Source organism: Mycobacterium sp. BMJ-28, assembly GCF_054404835.1.
This window is the reverse complement of the sequence record NZ_CM136783.1, coordinates 5,656,100-5,680,552: the sequence shown is the minus strand read 5'-3', so window position 1 is coordinate 5,680,552 and position 24,453 is coordinate 5,656,100. Positions and strand designations below refer to the sequence as shown.

Sequence of the window (24,453 nt, the reverse complement as noted above, 5' to 3'; positions counted from 1 at the left end):
GCCGATGACGGTGTTCGACGACGGCATTGCACTGGAAGCTCTGGGCGGCGGCCGCTCCCGTGGACGCACACTTGCGCAGTGGGCGAACATGGTGGGTCCGTTCGGTGGGATCACCGCGGCCACCATGCTGCACGCCATCGAACTGGATCGGGACGCGCACGGGTTTCCGCTGGCGTTGACGGTGAATTACCTGGCGCCGATCGTCGACGGGGACTTCGAGATCCAGACGCGCGCGGTCCGGACCAACCGCTCCAACCAGCACTGGTTCGTGGAACTGAGTCAGAACGGCGACGTGAAGACGACCGCCACCGCGGTGTTCGGAGTGCGCCGCGAGACCTGGGCCGATACCGAGGTCGCACCGCCGGCGGTGCCTGGCCCCGACGAGACGGGAAGTCAGAACGCGAATCCGCTCGGTGTGGTGTGGCTGGGAAACTATGACGTCCGTTTCATCGAAGGCGCCATTCCCGCTGCGGACCCCGCGCCGTCGTCCTCGTCCCGGACGGTCATGTGGGTCAGGGACAACCCCGCGCGGCAGCTGGATTTCGCGTCCCTGACCGCGGTGTGCGACATCTTCTACCCGCGGGTCTATCTCCGGCGCGGCCAGCTGATGCCGGCAGGCACCATCTCGTTCACCGTGTACTTCCACGCCGATCAGGCCGAACTCGCCGACCACGGCGACGACTTCGTCCTGGGCACCGCGCGGGCCCAGCGGTTCGCCGCCGGGCACTTCGACCAGACGGCGCAGATCTGGAGCCGGTCGGGTGGTCTGCTGGCCACCACGCACCAGTTGGTCTATTACAAGGGCTGACACGAAAAAAGCCTGACCGGCGAGTCGGGTGACTCGCCGGCCAGGCTTCTGACGATGAAGTTAGTGGGCCGGCTTGCGGTGACGGCGAACGAGAGCGGTCAACCAGCGAACGTCGAGCAACATGTGATCCGCCTTTCTTTGTTATGCGGTCTTGTGCAGCAGTGGGAGCAGGCGCCGGCGGGCAAGGGTGCCCTCGGCGAAGTGATGCAGCGCCTCGGGAACCGACGCGGTGATCGGAAAGGCGTCGTCGAGGAGTTGCAGAATGTCGAGAACCTGCGGGCTGCCGACCAGTGCCCATTCGACCCCGGCGAGGTCGCATTCGTCATCGAGTCCGTACAGCAGTGACACCCCGCGAGCGGAGAGTCCGGTGACGCCGCTGAGGTCGAGGACGAAGGGCTTCTCGGTGAGAACCATCTGCCGGACCCGGTGGGTCAGTCGCTCGAAGTTGGCGTCGTCGATGACGCCGGTGAGCGTCGCGACGGTCGCCAGGTGGCGGCACTGCGCGCGCAACTGGGCACCGCCACAGTCGACCGCCGGATTGCCGTATCGGAATGCGATCGTCATGTCATGCCTCCCTTCGATGCTTCGAACTGACACCGACGCTAACGACCGAATTTAAGGTACCTGGGAGTAGCCATTAATACTTTGCTAAGAACTATTGCTGATGCGCCCGTAAGGGTTTGCTGAGAGTTTCGTACAGCGTTGCGCCGCAATGGATTTCGTTGAACGTAAGAGTCCTTCTCAATAATTGACGACAAATTACCCTTGAGTAGCCCCAAAATGTTCTCAGCGTCGAAACTGCCCGCCGGTGTACCCGACCCATGGTGAATAGTCGGCGATCAACGGTTCCTGAGCGGGACGTTCTGCCTCGGGCACGTGCTCCAGATTGATCCGCACCCGGTACCAGATCGAACTCGGTCCGCGCATGCCGTCGACCAATACGTCGACCGGTGCCAGCAGGCCGGCCGCCGCGGGATACCGGCCGCGCCAGACATCCAGGGCCGCCAGTGCCTCCTCCCGGGTCTTGGTGCGGGCCACCTCGATCAACGGCACCGTCGACTGGCGGCGGCCCGTCCCGTCGGACGGTTTCGCGGGTTTCTTCGATGGGCCCAGTTCCTTGGCCAGCGCCAGCAGCGGTTCCAGACCACCCGGCGCGTCGTCCATGCCCTCCCAGGGGTCGCCGAGCTCTGCGAAGCGCGCAGGCACGGTGGCGATGGTGAACGCCTCCGCACGGCAGCCGGGCACTTCGTCCCAGCGCAACGGGGTCGATACCCGGGCGTCCGGGGTGGCCCGCACCGAGTACGCCGACGCGACGGTCCGGTCCTTGGCGTTCTGGTTGAAGTCGACGAAGACCCGCTCGCCCCGTTCTTCTTTCCACCAGCGTGCCGTGGCCAGGTCGGGAACGCGGCGTTCCACCTCGCGGGCCACCGTCTCGGCGGCCAGCCGGACCTGCTTGAACGGCCAATGCGGGTGGATGCGGGCGTAGATGTGGAACCCGCGCGAACCGGAGGTCTTGGGCCACGCCGTCAGGCCGTGATCGTCGAGCACCTCACGCGCCACCTGCGCCACGAGCAGGATCTGCTCCCATTCCACTCCCGGCATCGGGTCCAGATCGACTCGCAGTTCGTCAGGATGCTCCAGATCGGTGCGGCGCACCGGGTGCGGGTTCAGATCGACGCAGCCGAGGTTGACCGCCCACACCAAGCCGGCGGCGTCGGTGAGTACCGCCTCCTTGGCCGAGGTGCCCGACGCGTACTTGAGCTCGGCGACGTCGATCCAGTCCGGCCGCTTCTCCGGTGCGCGCTTCTGGAAGATGGCCTCCTGCGCGATGCCCTTGACGAAACGCTTCAGGATCATCGGCCGTTCGGCGACACCGCGCAGCGCACCATCGGCGACGGCGAGGTAGTAGTCGATGAGGTCCCGCTTGGTCACCCCCGCGTCGGGGAAGATCACCTTGCCGGGATTGCTGATCGGCACCTGCCGGCCGGCTATGTCCAGTGAGACCGCCTCGGCCATCACCCCATGGTAGTTACCCGCCCGGGTGCGACGTGTGTCACATATTGTGGCCCTATGCCCAGTCTCTTCGACCTGCCGGCGCAGGCGGTGGCGAAAGCCCAGCAATATTTCGACCGCGGCTCGGCGGAGCTGCACTACGCCCGAAAGATGTTCGAGGCGGGTGCGTTCAAGCTCGAGCCTCCGCAGCACTTCGCCACCATGCTGGCCGATATCCGCCGGTGGGGCGAATTCGGCATGATCCCGGCGCTCAATGCGCGGCGTTACCCGGACCGGGTCGCCGTCATCGACGACGACGGCGAGATCACCTTCGCCGAACTGGACCGGGCCGCGCACGCGGTGGCCAACGGCCTGCGCAACATGGGTGTCCGGGGCGGTGACGGCGTCGCGCTGCTGATCCGCAACCACCGGTGGTTCTTGATCAGCGTGTACGGCGCGGCCCGGGTGGGCGCCCGCATCATCCTGCTCAACAGCGAGTTCTCCGGCCCGCAGATCAAAGAGGTGTCCGAGCGCGAGGGCGCCAAGCTCGTCATCTACGACGACGAATACACCGCCGCGGTGGCGCTGGCCGAACCGCCGCTGGGCAAACTGCGCGCGCTTGCCACCAACCCGGACAAGCCCGAGCCGTCGGGCAGCACCGATGACACGCTGGCCGACCTCATCAAGCGCAGCAGCAAGCAGCCCGCACCGAAGGCCGGCAAGCACTCCTCGGTGATCATCCTGACCAGCGGCACCACCGGCACCCCCAAGGGCGCCAACCGCAGCACCCCGCCGTCGCTCGCCCCGATCGGCGGCGTGCTCTCGCACGTACCGTTCAAATCGGGCGAGGTGACCTCGTTGCCCGCGCCGATGTTCCACGCGCTGGGCTTCCTGCACGCGACCATCGCGATGATGCTGGGCGACACCCTGGTACTGCGGCGACGCTTCAAGCCGGCGACCGTGCTGGCCGATATCGAGAAGCACAAGGTGACTGCGATCGTCGTGGTCCCGGTGATGCTCTCGCGCATGCTCGACGAGTTGGAGAAGACCCAACCCAAGCCGAACCTGTCCAGCCTGCGCATCGTCTTCGTGTCCGGCTCACAGCTGGGCGCGGAGCTGGCCACCCGCGCGCTCAAGGATCTGGGGCCGGTGATCTACAACCTGTACGGCTCGACCGAGATTGCCTTCGCGTCCATCGCCCGGCCCCAGGATCTGTCCAAGAACCCGGCGACGGTGGGGCCGCCGGTCAAGGGCATCACCGTGAAGATCCTGGACGACAACGGGATCGAGCTTCCGCAGGGTGAAGTGGGCCGCATCTTCGTGCGTAACACCTTCCCGTTCGAGGGCTACACCGGCGGCGGCGGCAAGCAGATCATCGACGGGATGCTCTCCTCGGGCGATGTCGGATACTTCGACGAGCACGGGCTGCTGTACGTGTCCGGCCGGGACGACGAGATGATCGTGTGCGGCGGCGAGAACGTCTTTCCTGCCGAGGTCGAGGATCTCATCAGTGGCCACCCCGAGGTCATCGAGGCGACCGCCCTGGGCGTCGAGGACAAGGAATGGGGACACCGACTGCGCGCCTTCGTGGTGAAGGCCGAGGGCGCCTCGGTCGACGAGGACGCCATCAAGGCCTACGTGAAGGACAACCTGGCCCGCTACAAGGTGCCTCGGGAGGTCGTCTTCCTCGACGAGTTACCGCGTAACCCGACGGGCAAGATCCTCAAGCGCGAGCTGCGTGACCATCCGGTGGAATAACCGGCACCGGGTCGGGGGTAGTACATGACCGTGAACATCGACCTCTCCGGAAAGACCGCACTCGTCACCGGCTCCACCCAGGGCATCGGACTGGCCATCGCTGAAGGTTTGAGCCGCAGCGGCGCGCGGGTGGCCGTCAACGGCCGCACGTCGGCACGGGTGGACGAAGCGGTGGACAGGCTGGCGACCGCCGGCGGCGACGCCTTCGGGGTGGCCGCCGATGTCAGCACCGCAGAGGGCGCCGCCGAGTTGCTGGCCGCACTGCCCGAGGTCGACATCCTGGTCAACAATCTCGGGATCTTCGGCGCGGTGCCCGCCAAGGAAGTCACCGACGAGCAGTGGCGCACCTACTTCGAGGTGAATGTGCTTGCCGCCGTGCGTCTTATCCGCGCCTATCTGCCGGGCATGACCGACCGCGGCTGGGGGCGGGCGATCCAGATCGCCAGCGACTCGGCCATCGTGATCCCCGAGGAGATGATCCACTACGGCGTCTCCAAGACCGCGCTGCTGGCGGTATCGCGCGGATTCGCCAAGGACGCCGCGGGCACCGGTGTCACCGTGAACTCGGTGATCGCCGGGCCCACGCACACGGCCGGTGTCGAGGATTTCGTCTACCAACTGGTGGACAAGAACCTGCCGTGGGACGAGGCGCAACGCGAATTCATGCGCAAGCACCGGCCCCAGTCCCTGCTGCAGCGGCTCATCGAGCCGGCCGAGATCGCGAACATGGTCGCCTATCTCGCGTCGCCGCTGGCGTCGGCCACCACCGGCGGGGCGCTGCGCGTCGACGGTGGGTACGTCGACTCGATCCTGCCCTGACGCCGGAAACTACGGTTTGTGTCGCGTAATCGGGCACAAACCGCAGTCTCGGTGGTCCTGCTTACGGATCGCGGGGCAGGCCGAGCAGACGCTCGGCGATGATGTTGAGTTGCACCTCGGTGGTGCCACCGTAGATGGTGGTCGCGCGGCTGAACAGCAGCCGCTCCGCCCACTTGCCCTGCTCCTGGTCCTTGTCGCCGATGGCGGCGTCGGTGCCGAAGGACGACACCCCGAACTCCGCGTAGCCCTGCCCGGTCTTCATCGACAGCAGCTTGGAGATGGCCGCGGCCGGCATCGGGTCGCCGCCGGCCAGGGTCAGCAGGGTCGAACGCAGGTTGAGCACCTTGGCGGCGTAACCCTCGGCGATCAGCTTGCCCCCGTGGTTCTGTTCGATCTGGTCGAAGTGCCCCTCGCCCAGGAACGCCACGAACTGATCCAGACTGGCCAGGAACGGCGGCTCACCGGAGCCGATGGACACCCGCTCGTTGGTCAGGGTGTTGCGGCTGACCTCCCAGCCGCGGTCCACCTCGCCGAGCACCATCGAATCCGGCACGAACACGTCGTCGATGAACACCGTGTTGAACATCGCGTCACCGGTGAGCTCGCGCAGCGGCTTGACCTCGACGCCGGGGGACTTCATGTCCAGCAGGAAATACGTGATGCCATTGTGTTTGGGCGCGCTCGGGTCCGTTCTGGCCAGCAGCGCGCCCCACTGCGAGTACTGCGCGCCGGTGGTCCAGATCTTCTGTCCGGTGATCCGCCAGCCGCCGTCGACCTTGGTCGCCTTGGTGGTCAGGCTGGCCAGGTCGGAGCCGGCGCCGGGCTCGGAAAACAGCTGACACCAGATCATTTCGCCGCGGAAGGTGGGCGACAGGAACTGCTGCTGTTGCTCGTCGGTGCCGTACGCCACGATGGACGGGATGATCCAGGCCGCGATCCCCATATTGGGGCGGGCGACCTTGCCGGTGCTGAACTCCTGCGCGATGATGATCTGCTCGACGGGGCCGGAGTTGCGTCCCCACGGCTTGGGCAGGTGGGGCTGCACCCAGCCGCCCTCGGCGATCGCAGCGTTACGTTCTTCGCGCGGAATGGCTTTCAGCGCGGCCACCTCCGCGCGGATTTCCTCGCGGAGCTTCTCGGTCTCCGGATCGAGGTCGATGTTCAGCGCGCGCAGGCCGGTGCTGGTGGCGGTGTCGACGACGAGTTGCGGGTAGTCCGCGGCCCGGCCGAAGCTCGCGGCGAGCACCAGGGCCCGCCGGTAGTAGATGTTGGCGTCGTGCTCCCAGGTGAACCCGATACCGCCGTGCACCTGGATGCACTCCTGGGCGCAGTGCTGCGTGGCGACCGGCGCCAGCGTGCCCGCGACCGCGGCGGCGAACTCGAAGTGGCTGTCCTCGTTGCCGTTGCGGTGTTCGTCGAGCGCACGCGAGGCGTCCCACACCGCGGCGGTGGCGCGCTCGGTCTCGGCGATCATGCCGGAGCATTTGTGCTTGATGGCCTGGAACTGGCCGATGGGGCGACCGAACTGCTCACGGATCTTGGCGTATTCGGTGGCGGTGTCGGTGGCCCAGCGGGCGACGCCGACACATTCGGCCGACAGCAGCGTGGTGATGAGCGCGCGGGCGTGCGCGCGGGTGAGATCGGACAGCACGCGATCGAGGGCGACCTCGACCGCGTTGGCGCGCACGTGGGCCAGCGGGCGCAGCGGGTCGACACTGGTGACGGGCTCGATCTCGAGGACGTCGGCGTCCAGGACGACCCATTCCTCGCTGCTGTCGATCGACACGGGCAGCACCAGCAGCGATGCCTGCGCGGCCGCCGGGACCGCGCGGACCTCCCCGCGGATCACCAGCTTGTCGTCATGGCGGGTGGCGGTCAGGCCGGAATCGATCGCGTAGGCGGCGATGGTGTCGCCGGAAGCCAGTCCGGCCAGCAACGCGGACTGCGGATCATCGGCGGAGATCAGTGCGCTGGCGATGGCCGACGGCACAAAGGGGCCCGGTACCGCGCCATACCCGAACTCGGCGAGCGTGATCGCCAGCTCCAGGATGCCGAACCCCTGTCCACCAACCTCTTCGGCGAGGTGCACGCCCTGCAAGCCCTGGTCGGCGGCGGCCTTCCAGTAGCTCGGCGGGTTGGCGATCGGGGTCTCCAGCGCCTCGTGCAGTAGTTCGGCGGGGACCACCTTGGCCACCAGGGACCGGACCGAATCGGCCAGGTCGTTGTGCTCAGGATTGATCGCGATAGGCATATGCGCCCTTCCCTAATAACCGGTCGGTTGGGGACGAGGGTACCCCTGGCGTGACCGACGCCACTCGAGGGGGCTATCTGACTTCGTTCACCAAGTGCACCAGGCCCCCGCCGTCGCGCAGCCGCCGGCAGTTGTCGACGGCCATCGCCAGATACCGGCGCATGGTGTCCACGGTGTACCAGGTGACATGCGGTGTCACCACGACGTTGTCCAGCGCCAGAAGGGCGCTGCCCGCGGGTATCGGTTCCTCGGCGAATACGTCCAGACCGGCAGCGGCCAGCTGCCCGCAGCGCAGCGCCTCGACCAGGGCCGGCTCATCGACGATCGGCCCGCGCGACGTGTTGACCAGCACCGCACCGGGTTTCATCGCCGCGAGCTCGGTGGTGCCGAGCAGGTGATAGGTGCGCTCGTTGAGCGGCAGATGCAGCGAGACGATATCGCTGGCCGCCAGCAGGTCGGGCAGCGTGCGCCAGCCGGGCGTGCCGTCGTCTGCGGTGCTGGTGTGCACCACCCGGGCGCCCATGGCCAGCACGACGCGCTCGACCTGCTTGGCGATGTTGCCGTAACCCACCAGCCCTACCGTGCAGCCGCCGATATCGCGGACCGTCTCGCCCAGGCTGGGATCCGAGGGCCAGCCGTGTCCCTCGCGGGTCGCGCGGTCCAACACCGGCAGCCGACGCAGGGCGGCAAGCATGAGCAGCAGCGTGCCCTCGGCGACCGACGGGGCATTGGCCCCCGGCATGTTGGCCACCGCGATACCCAACCGGGTGGCGGTATCGACGTCGATCGTGTTCACCCCGGCGCCCAGCTTGTGCACCAACTTGGCGTGCCCGGCCCGCTCCAGGTCGGATCCCGACAGCGGCCGCAGCACATGCCAGATCACCTCGGCATCGGGCAGCTCGCGGTAGAAGGTCGCGTCGTCGTCCTCCGCGACCCATCGGATATCGAGCCAATCAGATTCCGGAGCAACGAAATCCATCACTTTCGCGCCGGGGGTGAAGTGTGCGAGAACCTTTACCGCCACCGCTTCGCGATCCATTTGGCGATGGTATCGGCCTGTTCGCTGCGGGCACCCGGGGTGGTGAAGTAGTGATCGGTGTCGATGGAGCACAGCGTTTTGTCCTGCGATGCCAGCGCGGTGTGGATGCGCTGCGCGTCGGACGGGTACACGCCGGTGTCCTGGTCGGCGTTGATCACCAGAGCCGGGCAGTCGATCAGTGCCAGGTGCGGTTCGGCGCGGGTCTGGGCATACCGCAGGCTCCACATACCCAGCCAACTGCGCAATGTGCAGGCCGCGGCAATACCGCGGGCAGATCGGTTGGCGTGCATGGGGATTCCCGCGTAGCACAGATTGGCCTGGCGTCGGGTCGGCTCCAGCGCCGGATCGACCATGCGGGGATCGGCCCAGGTGCGTTGCACGGCGAACGGGCGATCGGAGAAGCCGGCCGCGCGCACCCGGTTCAGTTCGGCCTCGGCCCAGTCGGTGATGGCCTCGTTGCGCGCGACCTGGGCGGCGCGGTACCGGGCGATGAACTCGTCGGAATACGGTGGGCCGTTGCCCTCGTCGAACAGATCGAGGGCGGGGTCGGTGGCCACCGGATCGGTCTCGTCCACCACCGCGGCGTCCATCCAGGCGGTCAGCACGTCCGGGCGGCCGGGATGTGCTGCGCTGGCGACATACCCGTCCGCCGCGGGCAGGTCGGCCAAGCCCGCGGCGGGTCGCATCCCGTCCAGCACGGGCCGCACGTGGTTGTGCAGCGCCTGCGCCTGGTAGGCCGACATCAGCGAACCGCCCCCGGAATTGCCCAGCAGTATCACGGTTTCGATGCCCTGCACCTCACGCAGCCAGCGCACGCCCACCCCGATGTCCACCAGCGCGTGATCGAGCAGGAAGCTGCTCTCGAAACCCCGGAACCTGGTGTTCCAGCCCAGAAAGCCGATGCCCCGGGTGGCGAGGTAATCGGCCAGATAGTGCTCGGAGAAATCGATCTGATAGTGCGTGGCGATCATCGCGATCTTCGGCTTGCGCCCGACGCCGCGATGGTAGAGGCCCTGGCACGGGTGACCGCCGGCGCCGGCGCGCAGGGCTGTCGGTGAGTCCAGGCCCACGAACTCGCGGGTGACGCCGGCGGCGGCGGTCCTGCTCATGGTGTGACGGCCTCCTTGTGATAGATCGTCCGGTAGAAGATGTTGGCCAGCGTGCCGATACAGGCATCGTCGTCCGCGGTGTCCGCACCGTCGCCGGACAGTTGGGTGTAGCAGAACTGGTTGAGCATCGACACCAACGCCACCGCCACCAGATTCGGGTCATCGGCCGCGCAGAAGCCTTGATGCTGAGCATCTTTCACCATGGCAGTGATCAGGCCGATGGGCAGCGCGCAGATGTCCGCCCAGTACTGGGCGAAGTCGTCGCTGATCATGGCCAGCTGCGAGACGCTGATGATCTCGGCGCGCCGGTGCCGATAGGTGTTCCAGTGCGCGGCGGCCGCGGCGTGGGCGCGTTCGGCGTTGCTCAGGCCGGGCTGGGCGGCGGCCCGGGCCCGGTCGCGGGCCTCGTCGCGAAACCGCAGTGCCCATTCCCGGACCATCGCCTCCTTGGAGTCGTAATAGTTGTAGAACGACGCGGTGGAGCGGCCCGCCTCGGCGGCAATATCGGCGATGGTGGTGGCAAGAATGCCCTTGCGAGCGACCACATTTCGGGCCGCCACGTCGATCGCCGCCTGGGTCTGGCGGCCCCGGACGGTCGGGAGCTGCACGCGTGCGGTCACGGTGCTCCCCTCGCCCTGTCGCAGCATTGATCGGATCTGAATCTGATGTTAGATTCAGATCCTAATCTGCGCTAGCGGTTGGAGTGAACGTCATCAGGCCGGACAGCCCCAACACCGAGTTCGCGCTCGGCGGAATCAACCATGTCGCGCTGGTGTGCTCGGACATGCAGCGCACGGTCGACTTCTACTCCGGCGTGCTGGGCATGCCGTTGATCAAGGCGATCGACCTTCCCGGCGGCATGGGCCAGCACTTCTTCTTCGACGCGGGCAATGGGGACTGTGTGGCGTTCTTCTGGTTCACCGACGCGCCCGACGGCGTCCCGGGAATCTCGGCGCCGATCGCGTTGCCCGGTCTCGGTGAGATCACCAGCGCCGTGTCCACGATGAATCACCTGGCCTTCCACGTACCGCCGGAGAAGTTCGACGAGTACCGAGAGAAGCTGAAGGCCAAGGGAGTTCGGGTCGGCCCGGTGCTCAACCACGATGAGAGCGAGTGGCAGGCGTCGAAAACGGTGCATCCCGGGGTGTACGTGCGATCCTTCTATTTCCAGGATCCGGACGGCATCACGCTGGAGTTCGCCTGCTGGATCAAACAGTTCGATCCGGATGAAGCAAAAACCGCGCCGCGGACCGGGGCCGATCGGCGTCCGCGGGCCGCGGTCTAGCCAGGTGGTCGAAGCCATCCTTCTTGACACCTGTCCAGTGCGAAAGGCAATATCAGGAAACAGTCGTTCTCACTTTGCTCGCGGGGGTATCAATGACGATCGCCGAACGTCCCATCAACGACACCACGCCGGTCCCGGCGCGACGCCGGAAGTGGGGCGCCGGGTTCGATGACGGGTTGATGGGCGTGGCGCTGCTGGCGGGCCCGGCCAACGTGATCATGCAGTTGGCGCGACCCGGGGTGGGCTACGGCGTGATGGAGAGCCGGGTGGAGAGCGGCCGGGTCGACCGGCACCCGATCAAACGCGCGCGCACCACCTTCACCTATCTCGCGGTCGCCGGGCGTGGCACCGCCGAGCAGAAGGCGGCGTTCCGGCGGGCCGTCAACGGTGCGCACGCCCAGGTGTACTCGACCGACGAGAGCCCGGTGCAGTACAACGCCTTCGACAAGAACCTGCAGCTCTGGGTGGCCGCCTGCCTGTACAAGGGCGCCGTCGACGTCTACCGGCTGTTCGTCGGTGAGATGGACGAGGAGACGGCCGAGCAGCACTACCGGGACGGCATCACGCTGGGCACCACCTTGCAGGTGTCACCGCAGATGTGGCCGGCCGACCGCGCCGCGTTCGACAAGTACTGGGAAGAGTCGCTGGCCCAGGTGCACATCGACGACGCGGTGCGCGAATACCTCTATCCCATCGCGGTGTCCCGACTGCGCGGTGTGCGGCTGCCGGGGCCGGTGCAGCGCTTCGCCGAGGAGTGGGCCGGGCTGATCACCACCGGTTTTCTGCCGCAGCGCTTTCGCGACGAGATGCGCCTGCCCTGGGATGCGCAGCGTCAGCGCCGATTCGAGCGGTTGATGGCGGCCGTGCGCGCCGTGAACAACGTGATGCCGAGTTTTGTTCGGCAGTTCCCGTTCAACGTCCTGCTCATCGACCTCGACCGGCGCATCCGGACCGGCCGTCCGCTCGTCTGACGTGTCGCGGCCGGGCCGTCCTGGTTACGGCCCGCGGAGCGCAAACCGCAACGTCGCGAGGGTGCCGGACGTCTCGACAGTTAGTTTATGCAATGCTAACTTCAGCGAAGTTAGCGTAGGCATACTTAAGGAGACGGTACGAGGCGCGTGCGCCCGTGCGACGGCATATGGATACGGTTCAAGGCACGCTCACGCCGAGCGTAGGAGCAGTGCGCGTCGACCGCGACGTCGTCAGCAGATTTGCCACGTGCTGTCGCGCGCTGGGGTTGTCCGTCAGCGATCGGCAGCGTCCCGCCGACCTCGTCGCCGCCCGGTCCGGCTTCACCGAACTGACCCGCATCGCCCGGGAACAGTGCGACGGCTGGGTCGGTCTGGCCGCCGCCGGCGCGGGCACCGGCCAGGACGCCCCGCAGGTCATCGAGACCATCTGGCGCACCGCGGCGACTCTGGGCGCCCTGCAACGGGAAATCGAGCTGCCCGCCGGTGCGCTCGGGTTCACCTACGACACCGGCCTCTACCTGCAATTCCGGGCAACCGACCGGGATGACATCACGCTGGCGCACGCCGCCGGCCTCGCCGCCACGGACGAGTTCGCCGCAGCCGACCGCCTGGTCGCCGAACTGGTGGAGCGCAGGCCCAACTGGCTGCAGGCGCGTTGGGTCCGGGTGGCGATCTTCCACCGCACCCGGCGCTGGTCCGACGTGGTGCGGCTGCTGACCCCGGTGGTCAACGCCCCCGACCTCGACGAGCACTACGCGCACGCGGCCCGGGTCACGCTCGGGATCGCCCTGGCGAACCTGGGCATGTTCGCCCCGGCCATCTCGCACCTGGAGAACCCGGAAGGTCCCGTCGCGGTCGCCGCGGTGGACGGTGGACTGGTCAAGGCGCTGGCGTTGCGTGCCCAAGGTGAGGTCGACGAAGCAGGCGATGTGCTGGCCGAGCTGTACGCGGCCAATCCCGAACACGCGGGAACCGAAGAGGCGCTGCTGGATTCGTCATTCGGCCTGTCGACCACCACCGCGGCACGCATCGACGCCCGCACCGATCCGTGGGATCCGCGGACCGAACCCGGAGAGGGCGACTTCGTCGATCCGGGCGCCAAGGAGCGCAAGGCACACCTGCTCACCGAGGCCGAAGCCGAACTGGCCGAGTTCATCGGCCTGGACGAGGTCAAGTACCAGGTGGCCCGGCTGAAGAGCTCGGTGGCCATGTCGATCCGGCGCCAGGAGCGCGGCCTGGCCGTCGCGCAGCGCACCAATCACCTGGTGTTCGCCGGCCCGCCCGGCACCGGCAAGACCACCATTGCCCGCGTCGTCGCCAAGATCTACTGCGGTTTGGGCCTTTTGAAGAAGGAGACGGTGCGCGAGGTGCACCGCGCCGACTTGATCGGCCAGCACATCGGTGAAACCGAGGCCAAGACCAACGCCATCATCGACAGCGCCCTGGACGGGGTGCTGTTCCTGGACGAGGCGTATGCGCTGGTGTCCACCGGAGCCAAGAACGATTTCGGCCTGGTGGCCATCGACACGCTGCTGGCCCGCATGGAGAACGACCGCGACCGCCTTGTCGTCATCGTCGCGGGCTACCGGGCCGACCTGGACCGCTTTCTGGACACCAACGAAGGCCTGCGCTCGCGCTTCACCCGCAGCATCGACTTCCCGTCCTACAGCGCAACCGAATTGGTCGAGATGGCGATGCGGATGGCCGAGAAGCGCGACAGTGTGTTCGAGGCCGCCGCGCACGACGAGATGGAAGCGCTGTTCGCCCATCTGGCGGCCAGCACCACGCCCGATGCCACCGGCACCGCCCGCCGCAGCCTCGACATCGCCGGTAACGGCCGCTTCGTGCGCAACCTTGTCGAACGTTCCGAAGAGGAACGCGAATACCGATTGGACCACATGCCGCGAATGAGCGGCTCGGCCGCAGCTTCCGACGACTTCACCGACGACGAATTGATGACGATCAGCGCCGAGGACGTCAGCCGGTCGGCCGGCCCGCTGCTGCGTGGCCTCGGACTGACGGTTTCCGGCCAGTGAGCGACACCAACGGCGGGGAACGCCGCGAATTCACCTCGCGCACACCGATGAACGAGAATCCTGAACAGATCGGATATCGGCGCGGATTCGTCACCAGGCACCAGGTATCGGGCTGGCGGTTCATGATGCGCCGGATGGCCTCGGGCATCGCCCTGCACGACACCCGGATGCTGGTCGACCCGTTGCGCAGTCAGAGCCGTGCGGTGCTGGTCGGCGCGTTGGTGGTGGTCACGGCGCTGGCCGGCTGCTTCGTGTTCTCGTTGATCCGCCCGGCCGGCGACGCCGGCGGTTCGACCATCCTGGCCGACCGCGACACCTCCGCGCTGTACGTGCGCATCGGCGATGTCGTGCATCCCGCACTCAATCTCACCTCGGCCCGGCTGATCGCCGGGGCGCCCGACAATCCGACGCCGGTCAAGAGCAGCGAGATCGACCGGTTCGCGCGTGGCAACCTGATCGGTATCCCGGGTGCCCCGGAACGGATGGTGCAGAACACTTCTCGCCACGGCGACTGGACGGTGTGTGACGTCGCGGGGCCGTCTTCTCCCGTCCCCGTCGCTTCGCTCGCCCAGGCAGGTGTCACGGTGCTCGCCGGCCCGCCGGACCAGACGGGGGAGCGCGCCACCGCGCTGCCGGCGGATCGTGTTGTCCTGGTGCAGAACGTCGGCGGGGTGCACGCAGGCACCTGGCTGTTGTGGAACGGCAAACGCAGCCCGATCGACCTGGCCAATCGGGCCGTCACCGATGCCCTCGGCCTTGGTGCCGACATCCCGGCCCCTCGGGTGATCGCCCCCGGACTGTTCAATGCGATCCCGGAATCTGCCGCCCTGGTCGCACCCGCTCTACCCGGGGCCGGCGCGCCGCCGCGGTTCGCGCTGCCGGTGCAGGCCCCGGTGGGTGCCGTGGTCGCTGCATACCAGGCGGACAACGGCATCCGGTATTACGCCGTGCAAGCCGAAGGCCTGCAACAGATCTCACCTGTGCTGGCGGCCATCTTGCGCAACACCAACTCCTACGGGCTGCAGCAGCCGCCGCGGCTGGGTGCCGATGACGTGGCCAGGCTCCCCGTGGCGGCCGGCATCGACACCACCGCCTACCCGGCCGACGAGGTCAGCCCGGTAGACGCCACGGCCGACCCGGTCACCTGCGCCTACTGGTCCAAGCCGGCCGACGCCACCGAGAGTTCGCTGACGCTGCTGGCGGGTGCCGCGCTACCACTGCCGGACGGTCTGCGCACGGTGGATCTCGTCGGTGCCGGATTCGGGGTGACCGCCGACCGAGTCGCGCTGGCGCCCGGACGGGGATACTTCGTCCAGTCGGTGGGTGCCGAAGCCGGGGCGCCACAGGCCGGATCGGCCTTCTGGGTCAGCGATACCGGCGTGCGGTACGGCATCGACACCGTGAGCGACACCAAGGCCGTGGCGGCGCTGGGACTGACCCCGCCGCCCGTGCCGATCCCCTGGTCGGTGCTGATCCAATTCGCGGCAGGCCCGACGCTGTCCCGCGCCGACGCGTTGGTGGCGCACGACGCCCTGCCCCCCGACCCCAGACCTGCGGCGGTCGACACCGCCCGTGAGGGAGACAACTGATGAGCCGCTTGATCTTCGAGGCCCGGCGGCGCCTCCCGGCGCCCGAGGTCCGCAAGGGCACCATCACCATCGAGGCACCGCCCTCACTGCCCCGCCTGGTCCCGCCGTCGCTGCTGCGCCGGGTGCTGCCCTACCTGATCGTCATTCTCATCGTCGGCATGATCGTGGCGCTGGTGGCCACCGGGATGCGGTTGATCTCGCCGACGACGCTGTTCTTCCCGTTCGTGCTGTTGCTGGCCGCGACCGCGATGTACCGCGGGTCGGACAACAAGCTGCGCACCGAGGAGGTCGACGCCGAACGCGCCGACTATCTGCGTTACCTGTCGGTGGTGCGGGACAACGTGCGGGCGCAGGCGGATGCCCAGCGCGCGGCCCTGGAGTGGTCACACCCGGATCCCGAACTGCTGGCGGCGATTCCGGGAACGCGACGGCAGTGGGAACGCGATCCGCACGACGGCGACTTCCTGGTGTTGCGGGCCGGTCTGCACGACGCGCCGCTGTCCACCGCGTTGCGGGTCAAGGACGCCGTCGACGACGTGGATCTGGAACCGGTGGCGCACACCACCCTGCGTGGCCTGCTCGACGTGCACCGCACCGTGCGTGCGGTGCCCGCGGGAATAGACCTGGCCAAGGTCTGCCGGATCACCGTGCTCGGGGACCCCGACGAGGTCCGCGATGCGCTGCGGGCCTGGGTCGCCCAGGCCGTCACCTGGCACGACCCTGCGGTGCTGGGCGTGGCGCTGGCCACTCCTGACCTGGAGGCGCCCGACTGGTCGTGGTTGAAGTGGCTGCCGCACAGCGACATCCCCGGCCAGGCCGACGGTGTGGGGCCGGCCCGCTACCTGGCCACCGGAGCCGCTGAACTGCGCGCCCTGCTGGCGCCCGCGCTCGATGACCGTGATCCCTTTCCCGGTGCGGTGTCGGGCAAGCATCTGCTGATCGTCCTCGACGATCCGGAGGTCAACCCCGACGATGTGCTCAGCCGGGCCGGCGCGGCCGGTGTCACTCTGGTGCATCGCAGCGACAAAGAGCCGCACCGCGAACAGTATTCAGATCCCGAGCGCCCGATCCTCAAGGTGGCCGACGGCAAGATCCTGCGGTGGCAGAGCGGGGGCTGGCAACCCTACGTCCAGACCGCCGACGCGTTCTCCGCCGCCGCGGCCACCCACCTGGCCCGCCGGCTGGCGCGCTGGGATTCCAACCCCGACCAGGCACGCACCGCCGCCTCGGGGGCGTCGACCTTCACCACCCTGTTCGGCATCCCGGATGCTTCCGCGCTGGATGTCGCAAGCCTGTGGGCTCCGCGCGACCGCGACGACGAACTGCGCGTACCCATCGGGGTGACCGCCACCGGCGAACCACTGGTCTTCGACCTCAAGGACGAGGCCGAGGGCGGGATGGGCCCGCACGGCCTGATGATCGGGATGACCGGCTCCGGCAAATCGCAGACCTTGATGTCGATCCTGTTGTCGCTGTTGACGACTCATCCGGCCGACCGGCTCATCGTGATCTACGCCGACTTCAAGGGCGAGGCCGGTGCCGACATCTTCCGGCATTTCCCGCAGGTGGTCGCGGTCATCTCCAACATGGCCGAGAAGCGTTCGCTGGCCGATCGGTTCGCCGATACCCTGCGCGGTGAGGTGGCCCGCCGTGAGCATCTGCTCAAAGACGCCGGCCGTGCCGTGCAGGGCAGCGCCTTCAACTCGGTGACCGAATACGAAGCGGCTCAGAAATCGGGCGCCCCGGGCGCCGCCGATCTGCCGCCCATCCCGACACTGTTCGTGGTGGCCGACGAATTCACCCTGATGCTCGCCGAGCACCCCGAGTACGCAGATCTGTTCGACTACGTCGCGCGCAAGGGCCGGTCGTTCCGCATCCACCTCCTGTTCGCCTCGCAGACCCTGGACGTGGGCCGGATCAAGGACATCGACAAGAACACCTCCTACCGGATCGGGCTGAAAGTGGCCAGCCCGTCGATCAGCCGGCAGGTGATCGGCACCGAGGACGCGTTCCACATCGAGGCCGGCCGTGAGCACAAGGGTGAGGGTTTCCTGGTGCCCGCCCCGGGGGCGACGCCGGTCAAGTTCCGCAGCACCTACGTCGACGGCATCTACGACCCGCCGCGGGCCGCCCGGTCGATCGTCGTGGCCGCCGTCCCGGAACCGCAGCTGTTCACCGCGGCACGGGTGCAGCCGGCGGTCGAAACCGTCATCCTGGACGCGGAACCCGACGAGCTACCCATCCCGCGCAAGCTGATCGCCACCATCGGCGACCAGCTGGCCGCGTACGGGCCCAAGGCGCCGCAGCTGTGGCTGCCACCGCTGGACGAGGCGATCCCGCTGACCGAGCTGCTCGGCCGCACAACAGGTATCGCCGAGCGCCAACTCCAGTGGCCGTTGGGCGAAATCGACAAACCGTTCCAGATGCGGCGCGACCCGCTGGTGTTCAGCGCCGGTTCGGCGGCGGGCAACGTGCTGATCCACGGCGGCCCCAAATCCGGCAAGTCGTGCGCGCTGCAAACGTTCATGCTGTCGGCGGCCGCGTTGCACTCCCCGCACGAAGTCAGTTTCTACGTGCTGGATTACGGCGGTGGACAGTTGGCGCCGATGGCCGATCTGGCCCACGTCGGTGCGGTCGCCTCGCCGCTGCAGCCCGAACGGATCCGGCGCACCTTCGCCGAGCTGGAGCAGCTGCTGCGCCGGCGCCAGGAACGTGGCGCGGTCAGCCGGGCGGGAACCCATGCGGACGGCTACGGCGAGGTCTTCCTGGTGATCGACAATCTCTACGCATTCAGCCGGGACAACGTCGACACGTTCAACACCCGTAACCCGTTGCTGGCCAAGGTGACCGAGTTGGTCAATACCGGTCTGGCCTACGGCATCCACGTGGTGATCAGCACGCCGAACTGGCTCGAAGTGCCGCTTTCCATGCGCGACGGTCTGGGCCTGCGCCTGGAACTCAAGCTCAACGACTCCCACGACAGCAATGTCCGGGTCGTCGGTGCGCTCACCCGCCCGGCCGATGCGGTGCCCGCTGATCAGCCCGGGCGCGGCCTGACCATGGCCGCCGAGCATTTCCTGTTCGCCGAACCGGATCTGCGCCTGATCCCGGCGATCAACGCCCGCCATCCGGAACTGCGCGCCCCCGAGGTGCGGCTGCTGCCCACCCAGCTTGCACCGGATGCGCTGGGGCCGTTGTACATCGGCCCGGAGCAGGTGGTCATCGGCCAGCGCGAAGAGGATCTGGCGCCGGTGGCGATCGATTTCGCCCGGCATCCACTGATGATGGTGTTCGGCGATACCCGCTCGGGCAAGACGATGCTGCTTCGGCACTTGATCCGCACGATCCGGGACAACTCCACCGCCGAGAGTGCCGGAGCGAGCGAAGCGACGGGGAATGGTGTGGCGTTCACCGTCATCGACCGACGCCTGCAGCTGGTGGAGGAACCGTTGTTCGCGGACAACGAATACACCCCCAACATCGACCGGATCACCCCGGCCATGCTCGGGCTGGCCGCGCTGCTCGACAAACGCCGGCCACCGGCCGGGCTGTCCCCGCAGGAGTTACGCAACTGGCGCTATCAGGGGCACACCCACTATCTGCTCATCGACGACGTCGACCAGATCCCGGACGGGCCGGCGGTCAGCGGACCGTATGTCGGGCAGCGACCGTGGACGCCGCTGCTGGGGTTGCTGTCTCAAGCCGGGGATCTGGGGCTGCGGGTGATCGTCACCGCGCGGGCCAGTGGGTCGGCACACGCGGTGATGACCGCACCGCTGCTGCGCAGGCTCAACGACCTGCAGGCGACGACGGTGATGCTGTCGGGCAGCCCGGCCGACGGTGGGAAGTTGCGCGGTCACCGGTTCCACCGGCTGCCCGCCGGTCGCGCCATGCTGCTCGGTGACAGCGAGCAGGCCACCCACATCCAGTTGGTCAATCCTCTTGTTCACGAGCATGTTTCGAGTAGCAGTTCGAACGGAAAGGAATACAGCTGATGGTTCTGCGCGTCGTTCCCGAAGGTTTGACCGCCGCAGGCGCCGCGGTGGAAGCGCTCACCGCACGGCTGGCGGCAGCCCATGCCGCCGCCGCACCAGCGGTCAACGCGGTGCTCCCGCCGGCCGCCGACCCGGTCTCACTGCAAACCGCCGCCGGATTCAGTGCCGCCGGCAACGAGCACAGTGCGGTCGCCGCGCTCGCGGTGCAGGAGTTGGGTCGCGCCGGTGCCGGCGTGACCGAATCCGGCGCCAGTTATGCCGCCGGTGACGCGCTGGCCGCCTTGTCGTACCTGATCGCGCGCGGCTGAAATGCCTATACCCGTCGCTTGGCTCGCCCCGTCATGACCGCCCCGATCTGGATGGCACTGCCACCCGAGGTGCATTCGGCACTGCTCAGCAGTGGTCCGGGCCCCGGGTCGCTGCTGGCCGCCGCGGGGGCATGGCAATCGCTGAGTGCCGAATATGCCACTGCCGTCGCTGAACTCACCACCACGCTGGGCTCCGTCGGCGCCGGGTCATGGGAGGGGCCGAGCGCGGAGCGCTACATTGCCGCGCACCAGCCGTACCTGGCGTGGCTGGCGCAGGCCGGTGCGAACAGTGCCATCGCGGCGGCCCAGCACGAGACCGCGGCCGCGGCCTACGGCACCGCCCTGGTCACCATGCCGACGCTGGCCGAACTGGCGGCCAACCATGTCACCCACGGGGTGCTGCTGGCCACCAACTTCTTCGGTATCAACACCATTCCGATCGCGGTGACCGAGGCCGACTACGTCCGGATGTGGATCCAGGCCGCCACGGTGATGAGCACCTACCAGGCGGTGGCGGCGGCGACGGTGGCCGCCACGCCGGTGCTGCCCCCTGCGCCGCCGCTGCTGATGCCCGGGGTCGGCGAGGCGGGCAATGCCACCGCGACGTCCACGCAATTGACGGCGCAGGCCCAAGCGCTGGATTCCGGTACGGCGCTGGACAGTTCGAACTCCATCCTGAGTTACCTCGAGGGGTACATCAAATCACTGCCCGGTGGTGACCTGATCTGGGATTTCCTGCAGAACCCGATCGGGATGACCCGGCAGATCCTCATCGATTTCCTCACCAACCCCGCCGGGGCGCTGGTGCAGTGGGGCCCGCTGCTGTCGGCGTTGCTCTATCAGGCGATCTTGCAGCCGGTGGGCTGGGGAACCTGGATCGGAGTGGCGATCGCACCCTTCCTGCTGCCGGTGCTGGCGGGCGTCGGGCTGGCCATGCTGGGGCTGCTCACCCTGCTTCCGCAACCCGACCTGCCCGCCGACGCCGTGCCCGAAGCACCGGTGGCACAACGGCCGGACCAGCCCAGCGTGTGGCCGGTGGCCAGCGTCGCCCCGACCGTCACCGCCCCCGCAGGTGCGCCGGCCGGGGCGCCCGCCGGAACGGCACCCGCGAGCGCGCCAGCGGCCGCCCCGGTCGCGGCCACCAGCGTCGCCTACGCGATCCCCGGCGGTGACCCCGACGAGGGTTTCACGCCCGTCCTCCGGGACCACTCCGCGGCCAAGGCGCCGGCCTCGGGATCGGCAGCGTCGGTGGCCTCGGCGGCCGCGCTGACCGCGGCGGAGAGGCGCAAGAGGCGCCGGAAGAAGGCGGCCGAGATCCAGGATTTCGCATACGCCGATGAATACATGGACTACGACGAGGACGACGACCGCCCGCCGGTCCCGCACCAGGCCGACCCCGCCGTGACGGCGTCCACGAGTGGCGCCGGGCCGATGGGCTTCACCGGTGCGGTATCCGGTGACTCGCGGGCCGCCGGTCTGACCGAGATGACCGGCGACCAGTTCGGCGGAGGACCGGTCAACCCGATGTTGCCGGGTACCTGGTCATCCGATGCGCCGACCGATCCACAAGGGGGACAGCGCAACTGAATGCACCCGTGGAACCTGACCGCTTCTGACCAACACATCCGGAAGGAAATGCCATGAGCATGCTCGACGCCCACATCCCACAGATCGTCGCCTCGGAGTCGGCCTTCGGCGCAAAAGCAGCATTGATGCGCAGCACCATCGCGCAGGCCGAACAGGCCGCCCAGGCTTCGCAGGCCTTCCACATGGGCGAGTCCTCGGCCGCGTTCCAGGCCGCCCACGCCCGCTTCATCGAGGTGGCCGCCCGCGTCAACGCGTTGCTGGACATCGCGCAGGCCAACCTGGGCGACGCCGCAGGCACGTACGTCGCTCAGGACGCGTCCGCCGCCACCACCTACACCTCCATCTGACCCACCAGCCGACCAGGAGAACAACATGTCGCAGATCATGTACAACTACCCGGCCATGCTGGGACTCGCCGGCGAGATGGCCGGATACGCGGGCGCTCTGAACGCGGTGGGCGCCGACATCGCCGCCGAGCAGGCCGCGCTCGGTGGCGCGTGGCAAGGCGACACCGGGATGACCTACCAGGCCTGGCAGGCGCAGTGGAACACCAGCATGACCGAGCTGGTCCGGGCCTACCAGGCGATGGCCAGCACGCACGAGACCAACACCGTCGCGATGAACGCGCGCGACCAGGCCGAAGGCGCCAAATGGGGATAGATGGCTGTTAATGCGGTCGAGCTGACCGTCGAACAGGCCTGGTACATCGCCGAACTGACCGGCTCCGGCTCGTTCCCGTGGGTGCTGGCGATCACGCCGCCCTATAGCGAGCCGTCCGCGGCGGGCGCCTTCGCCGCCGATCGCACCGCTGAACTCACCGCCCTCGGCGTGCTGTCGGGACTGACCGTGAACCCCGCGGTTGAGCGATGGATCACCGTGACGTGCCGGGCCCGGCAGTGGCTGGAGATGCGGGTGGTCGGCGCCGACGGCAACATGTTGCGCGGCGTTGTGGGCCGCGGCGGGGACGGCACGGTAGTCGCGCTGCGCAGCGGAGGCCTGGTGACGTTCACCGAGATGGACATCGCGCATCCGCACGACCTGGTGCCGGTGCTCACGGCAGGTCTGCCGGCGCGCCGGCCCGCGGACTTCGACGATTTCACCGTACCGATGCGGGCGGGTGCGCGCGCCGACGAGAAGCTGCGCGCCGGTGCCGAGCTGACCGAAATCGTGGAATACCTGGGTATTCCGGCATCGGCCCGGCCGGTGGTGGAGGCCGTCTTCACCGGCAGGCGTAGCTATGTCGAGATCGTCGCCGGTGAACACCGCGACGGTTACCGGGTGGGCACCGAGGTGGGGGTGAGCGTGGTCGATTGCACCGCGGGCCGCGTCCTGGTGTACCCGTCGAGAGCTTTCGACGGTGAATGGGTGTCCACCTTCACGCCGGGACACACCTCGGCCGTCGCCGCGGCCGTGCAGCGCCTGACCGCAACCCTGCCGGACGGATCGTGGTTCCCCGCACAGCTCAACATTGATTTCGACCAGAGAACGGAAAACCGATGCCCGACAACACTGTGATGCCGATCGTGCGAGTGGCCGTGCTGGCCGCCGCCGAGTCCGGTGGCACCGCCGGACGGCTCACCGAGCTGGCGCTGCCGGCCGAACTGCCACTGCGCGAGATCATCCCGGCCGTGCAGCGCACCGTGCTGCCGGCCACCGACGATCTCGACGGCACCCCGTCCCGGCTCAGCCTGGCCCCGATCGGCGGGGCGGCCTTCAGCCTGGACGCGACGTTGGACACCGTGGGTGTGGTCGACGGGGATCTGCTTGCCCTGCAAGAAGTCCCGGCCGGCCCGGCCGCCCCGCGCATCATCGAGGACATCGCCGACGCCGCGGTCATCTTCTCCGCCGCGCGGGACCGGGCCTGGGGTGCCACCCAGATTCAGCGTGCCGCCGCAGCCGCGGTGATCGCCTTCCTGCTGCTGGCCACCGCGCTGGCCGCGACCGTCCGGGTCAGCACCGGCCATGCCGCCGGTCTGTTCACCCTTGCCGGCGTCGCGCTCGTCACGGTCGTGGCCGCCCTGGTGGCCCGGGCGCGGTTCCCGCACCTGGGCACGGCGCTGGCGGTGACGGCCCAGGCCCCGGTGGCCGCGGCCTTCGCGCTGGCCGTCCCCGGCGAGTTCGGCGCGGCGCAGCTGCTTCTCGCCGCCGCGGGTGTGACCGCGTGGTCGATCATCAGCATCGTGGTCTTCGAGCGGGCTATCGCGACGTTCACCGCCTCGGCGGTCATCGGCTTCGGTGTGCTGCTGTTCGCGGCGCTGGCCAGTGTGTGGGATCTGAACGACACCCGGATCGGTTGCGGTCTCATCGTTTTCGCGCTTCTGGTGACCGTGCAGGCCGCCGCGCTGTCGGCGCTGTGGGCCCGGCTGCCCGTTCCCGCCCTGCCTGCTCCCGGCGACCCGACACCGTCGGCGCAACCGCTGCGGGTGCTGCAGGATCTGCCTCGCCGGATCCAGATCACCAACGCACATCAGACCGGATTCCTGGCCGGCGGGGTGCTGTTGGCGGTGGCCGGATCGGTGATCCTGGTCGGTGGCCCGGCCGTCTCCCCGTGGGCATGGGTACTGGTGGTGGCCGCTGCCGCGGGAGCGGCGATGCGCGCCCGGGTGTGGGATTCGGCCGCCTGCAAGGCCTGGCTGCTGAGCCACTCGTTCCTGGTGACCGCGGCGCTGCTGGTCGTCCTGCTGGTGACCGACCGCTACACCGGGGCCTGGTGGGCGTTGGGCGTGCTGGCCGTCCTGACCGCCGGGTGGGCGCTGGTCGCGCTGAACCCGCGGATCGGCGCACCCCAGACGTATTCGTTGCCCGCCCGGCGGCTGTTCGGCTTCGTCGCGTCCGCGGTGGATGCCTCGGTGATCCCGCTGGCCGCCCTGCTGCTCGGCCTGTTCGAATGGGTCCTGAATAGGTGA

General features: G+C 68.3%; 20 protein-coding genes. 14 read left to right on the top strand and 6 right to left on the bottom strand.

The features are described 5' to 3' along the window. The first annotated feature begins 4 nt into the window (after positions 1–4). Positions 5–808 (top strand): acyl-CoA thioesterase, encoded by an 804-nt coding sequence (locus tag ACXPWS_RS28160; RefSeq protein WP_458709806.1) that lies wholly within the window; start codon positions 5–7, stop codon positions 806–808. A gap of 141 nt (positions 809–949) precedes the next feature. Here the strand turns inward: ACXPWS_RS28160 and ACXPWS_RS28155 are convergent, their stop codons facing one another. Beyond that, positions 950–1,372, bottom strand: coding sequence for an STAS domain-containing protein (locus ACXPWS_RS28155; protein WP_458709805.1), 423 nt, complete (start codon positions 1,370–1,372; stop codon positions 950–952). Positions 1,373–1,594: 222 nt separating this feature from the next. Next, positions 1,595–2,824, bottom strand: coding sequence for a non-homologous end-joining DNA ligase (ligD, locus tag ACXPWS_RS28150; protein ID WP_458709804.1), 1,230 nt, complete (start codon positions 2,822–2,824; stop codon positions 1,595–1,597). Positions 2,825–2,878: 54 nt separating this feature from the next. On the opposite strand from ligD, the gene fadD2 reads away from it, so the two are divergent. Beyond that, positions 2,879–4,558, top strand: coding sequence for a long-chain-fatty-acid--CoA ligase FadD2 (gene fadD2 / locus ACXPWS_RS28145; RefSeq protein WP_458709803.1), 1,680 nt, complete (start codon positions 2,879–2,881; stop codon positions 4,556–4,558). 30 nt (positions 4,559–4,588) lie between these two features. Further along, positions 4,589–5,377 (top strand): SDR family NAD(P)-dependent oxidoreductase, encoded by a 789-nt coding sequence (locus ACXPWS_RS28140; RefSeq protein ID WP_458713724.1) that lies wholly within the window; start codon positions 4,589–4,591, stop codon positions 5,375–5,377. A 61-nt stretch (positions 5,378–5,438) separates the two neighbouring features. On the opposite strand, the gene ACXPWS_RS28135 is transcribed toward ACXPWS_RS28140, so the two are convergent. From ACXPWS_RS28135 to ACXPWS_RS28120, 4 genes are all read right to left on the bottom strand, one after another. Then, the gene (locus ACXPWS_RS28135) at positions 5,439–7,628 is read right to left on the bottom strand and encodes an acyl-CoA dehydrogenase (protein ID WP_458709802.1); all 2,190 of its coding nucleotides are present in this window, start codon (positions 7,626–7,628) and stop codon (positions 5,439–5,441) included. Positions 7,629–7,701: 73 nt separating this feature from the next. Continuing rightward, on the bottom strand, positions 7,702–8,667 hold the full coding sequence (locus tag ACXPWS_RS28130; protein WP_458709801.1) for a 2-hydroxyacid dehydrogenase: 966 nt from the start codon (positions 8,665–8,667) through the stop codon (positions 7,702–7,704). Then, entirely contained in the window at positions 8,643–9,776 is a 1,134-nt protein-coding gene (locus ACXPWS_RS28125) for an alpha/beta hydrolase family protein (RefSeq protein WP_458709800.1), read from the bottom strand. The genes ACXPWS_RS28130 and ACXPWS_RS28125 overlap by 25 nt, the downstream gene beginning before the upstream one ends. Beyond that, a complete protein-coding gene (locus ACXPWS_RS28120) occupies positions 9,773–10,423 on the bottom strand; it encodes a TetR/AcrR family transcriptional regulator (RefSeq protein ID WP_458709799.1) in 651 nt (216 codons plus the stop codon). Before ACXPWS_RS28120 ends, ACXPWS_RS28125 begins: the two co-directional genes overlap by 4 nt. Positions 10,424–10,488: 65 nt before the next feature. Here ACXPWS_RS28120 and ACXPWS_RS28115 point away from each other — a divergent pair, with 65 nt between their 5' ends. The 11 genes from ACXPWS_RS28115 (at position 10,489) to eccD (ending at position 24,453) form a co-directional block, all read left to right on the top strand. Continuing rightward, positions 10,489–11,061 carry a VOC family protein gene (locus ACXPWS_RS28115; protein ID WP_458713723.1) on the top strand — a complete coding sequence of 191 codons (573 nt, stop codon included), beginning with the start codon at positions 10,489–10,491 and terminating at the stop codon, positions 11,059–11,061. A 92-nt stretch (positions 11,062–11,153) separates the two neighbouring features. Then, complete coding sequence (locus ACXPWS_RS28110) at positions 11,154–12,032, top strand: oxygenase MpaB family protein (RefSeq protein WP_458709798.1); 879 nt, start codon at positions 11,154–11,156, stop codon at positions 12,030–12,032. Positions 12,033–12,199: 167 nt separating this feature from the next. Then, positions 12,200–14,068 carry a type VII secretion AAA-ATPase EccA gene (eccA, locus tag ACXPWS_RS28105; RefSeq protein ID WP_458709797.1) on the top strand — a complete coding sequence of 623 codons (1,869 nt, stop codon included), beginning with the start codon at positions 12,200–12,202 and terminating at the stop codon, positions 14,066–14,068. 47 nt (positions 14,069–14,115) lie between these two features. Then, positions 14,116–15,657 carry a type VII secretion protein EccB gene (eccB, locus tag ACXPWS_RS28100; protein WP_458713722.1) on the top strand — a complete coding sequence of 514 codons (1,542 nt, stop codon included), beginning with the start codon at positions 14,116–14,118 and terminating at the stop codon, positions 15,655–15,657. Beyond that, positions 15,657–19,652, top strand: coding sequence for a type VII secretion protein EccCa (gene eccCa / locus ACXPWS_RS28095; protein WP_458709796.1), 3,996 nt, complete (start codon positions 15,657–15,659; stop codon positions 19,650–19,652). Before eccB ends, eccCa begins: the two co-directional genes overlap by 1 nt. Further along, entirely contained in the window at positions 19,652–19,960 is a 309-nt protein-coding gene (locus ACXPWS_RS28090) for a PE family protein (RefSeq protein ID WP_458709795.1), read from the top strand. Before eccCa ends, ACXPWS_RS28090 begins: the two co-directional genes overlap by 1 nt. A gap of 33 nt (positions 19,961–19,993) precedes the next feature. Continuing rightward, positions 19,994–21,547, top strand: coding sequence for a PPE domain-containing protein (locus ACXPWS_RS28085; RefSeq protein WP_458709794.1), 1,554 nt, complete (start codon positions 19,994–19,996; stop codon positions 21,545–21,547). Positions 21,548–21,600: 53 nt separating this feature from the next. Then, positions 21,601–21,894, top strand: coding sequence for a type VII secretion protein EsxS (locus ACXPWS_RS28080; protein ID WP_458709793.1), 294 nt, complete (start codon positions 21,601–21,603; stop codon positions 21,892–21,894). A 25-nt stretch (positions 21,895–21,919) separates the two neighbouring features. After that, complete coding sequence (locus tag ACXPWS_RS28075) at positions 21,920–22,207, top strand: WXG100 family type VII secretion target (protein ID WP_458709792.1); 288 nt, start codon at positions 21,920–21,922, stop codon at positions 22,205–22,207. Further along, positions 22,208–23,062 carry an ESX secretion-associated protein EspG gene (locus tag ACXPWS_RS28070; RefSeq protein ID WP_458709791.1) on the top strand — a complete coding sequence of 285 codons (855 nt, stop codon included), beginning with the start codon at positions 22,208–22,210 and terminating at the stop codon, positions 23,060–23,062. It abuts the gene before it with no gap. Further along, entirely contained in the window at positions 23,044–24,453 is a 1,410-nt protein-coding gene (gene eccD, locus ACXPWS_RS28065) for a type VII secretion integral membrane protein EccD (protein WP_458709790.1), read from the top strand. Before ACXPWS_RS28070 ends, eccD begins: the two co-directional genes overlap by 19 nt.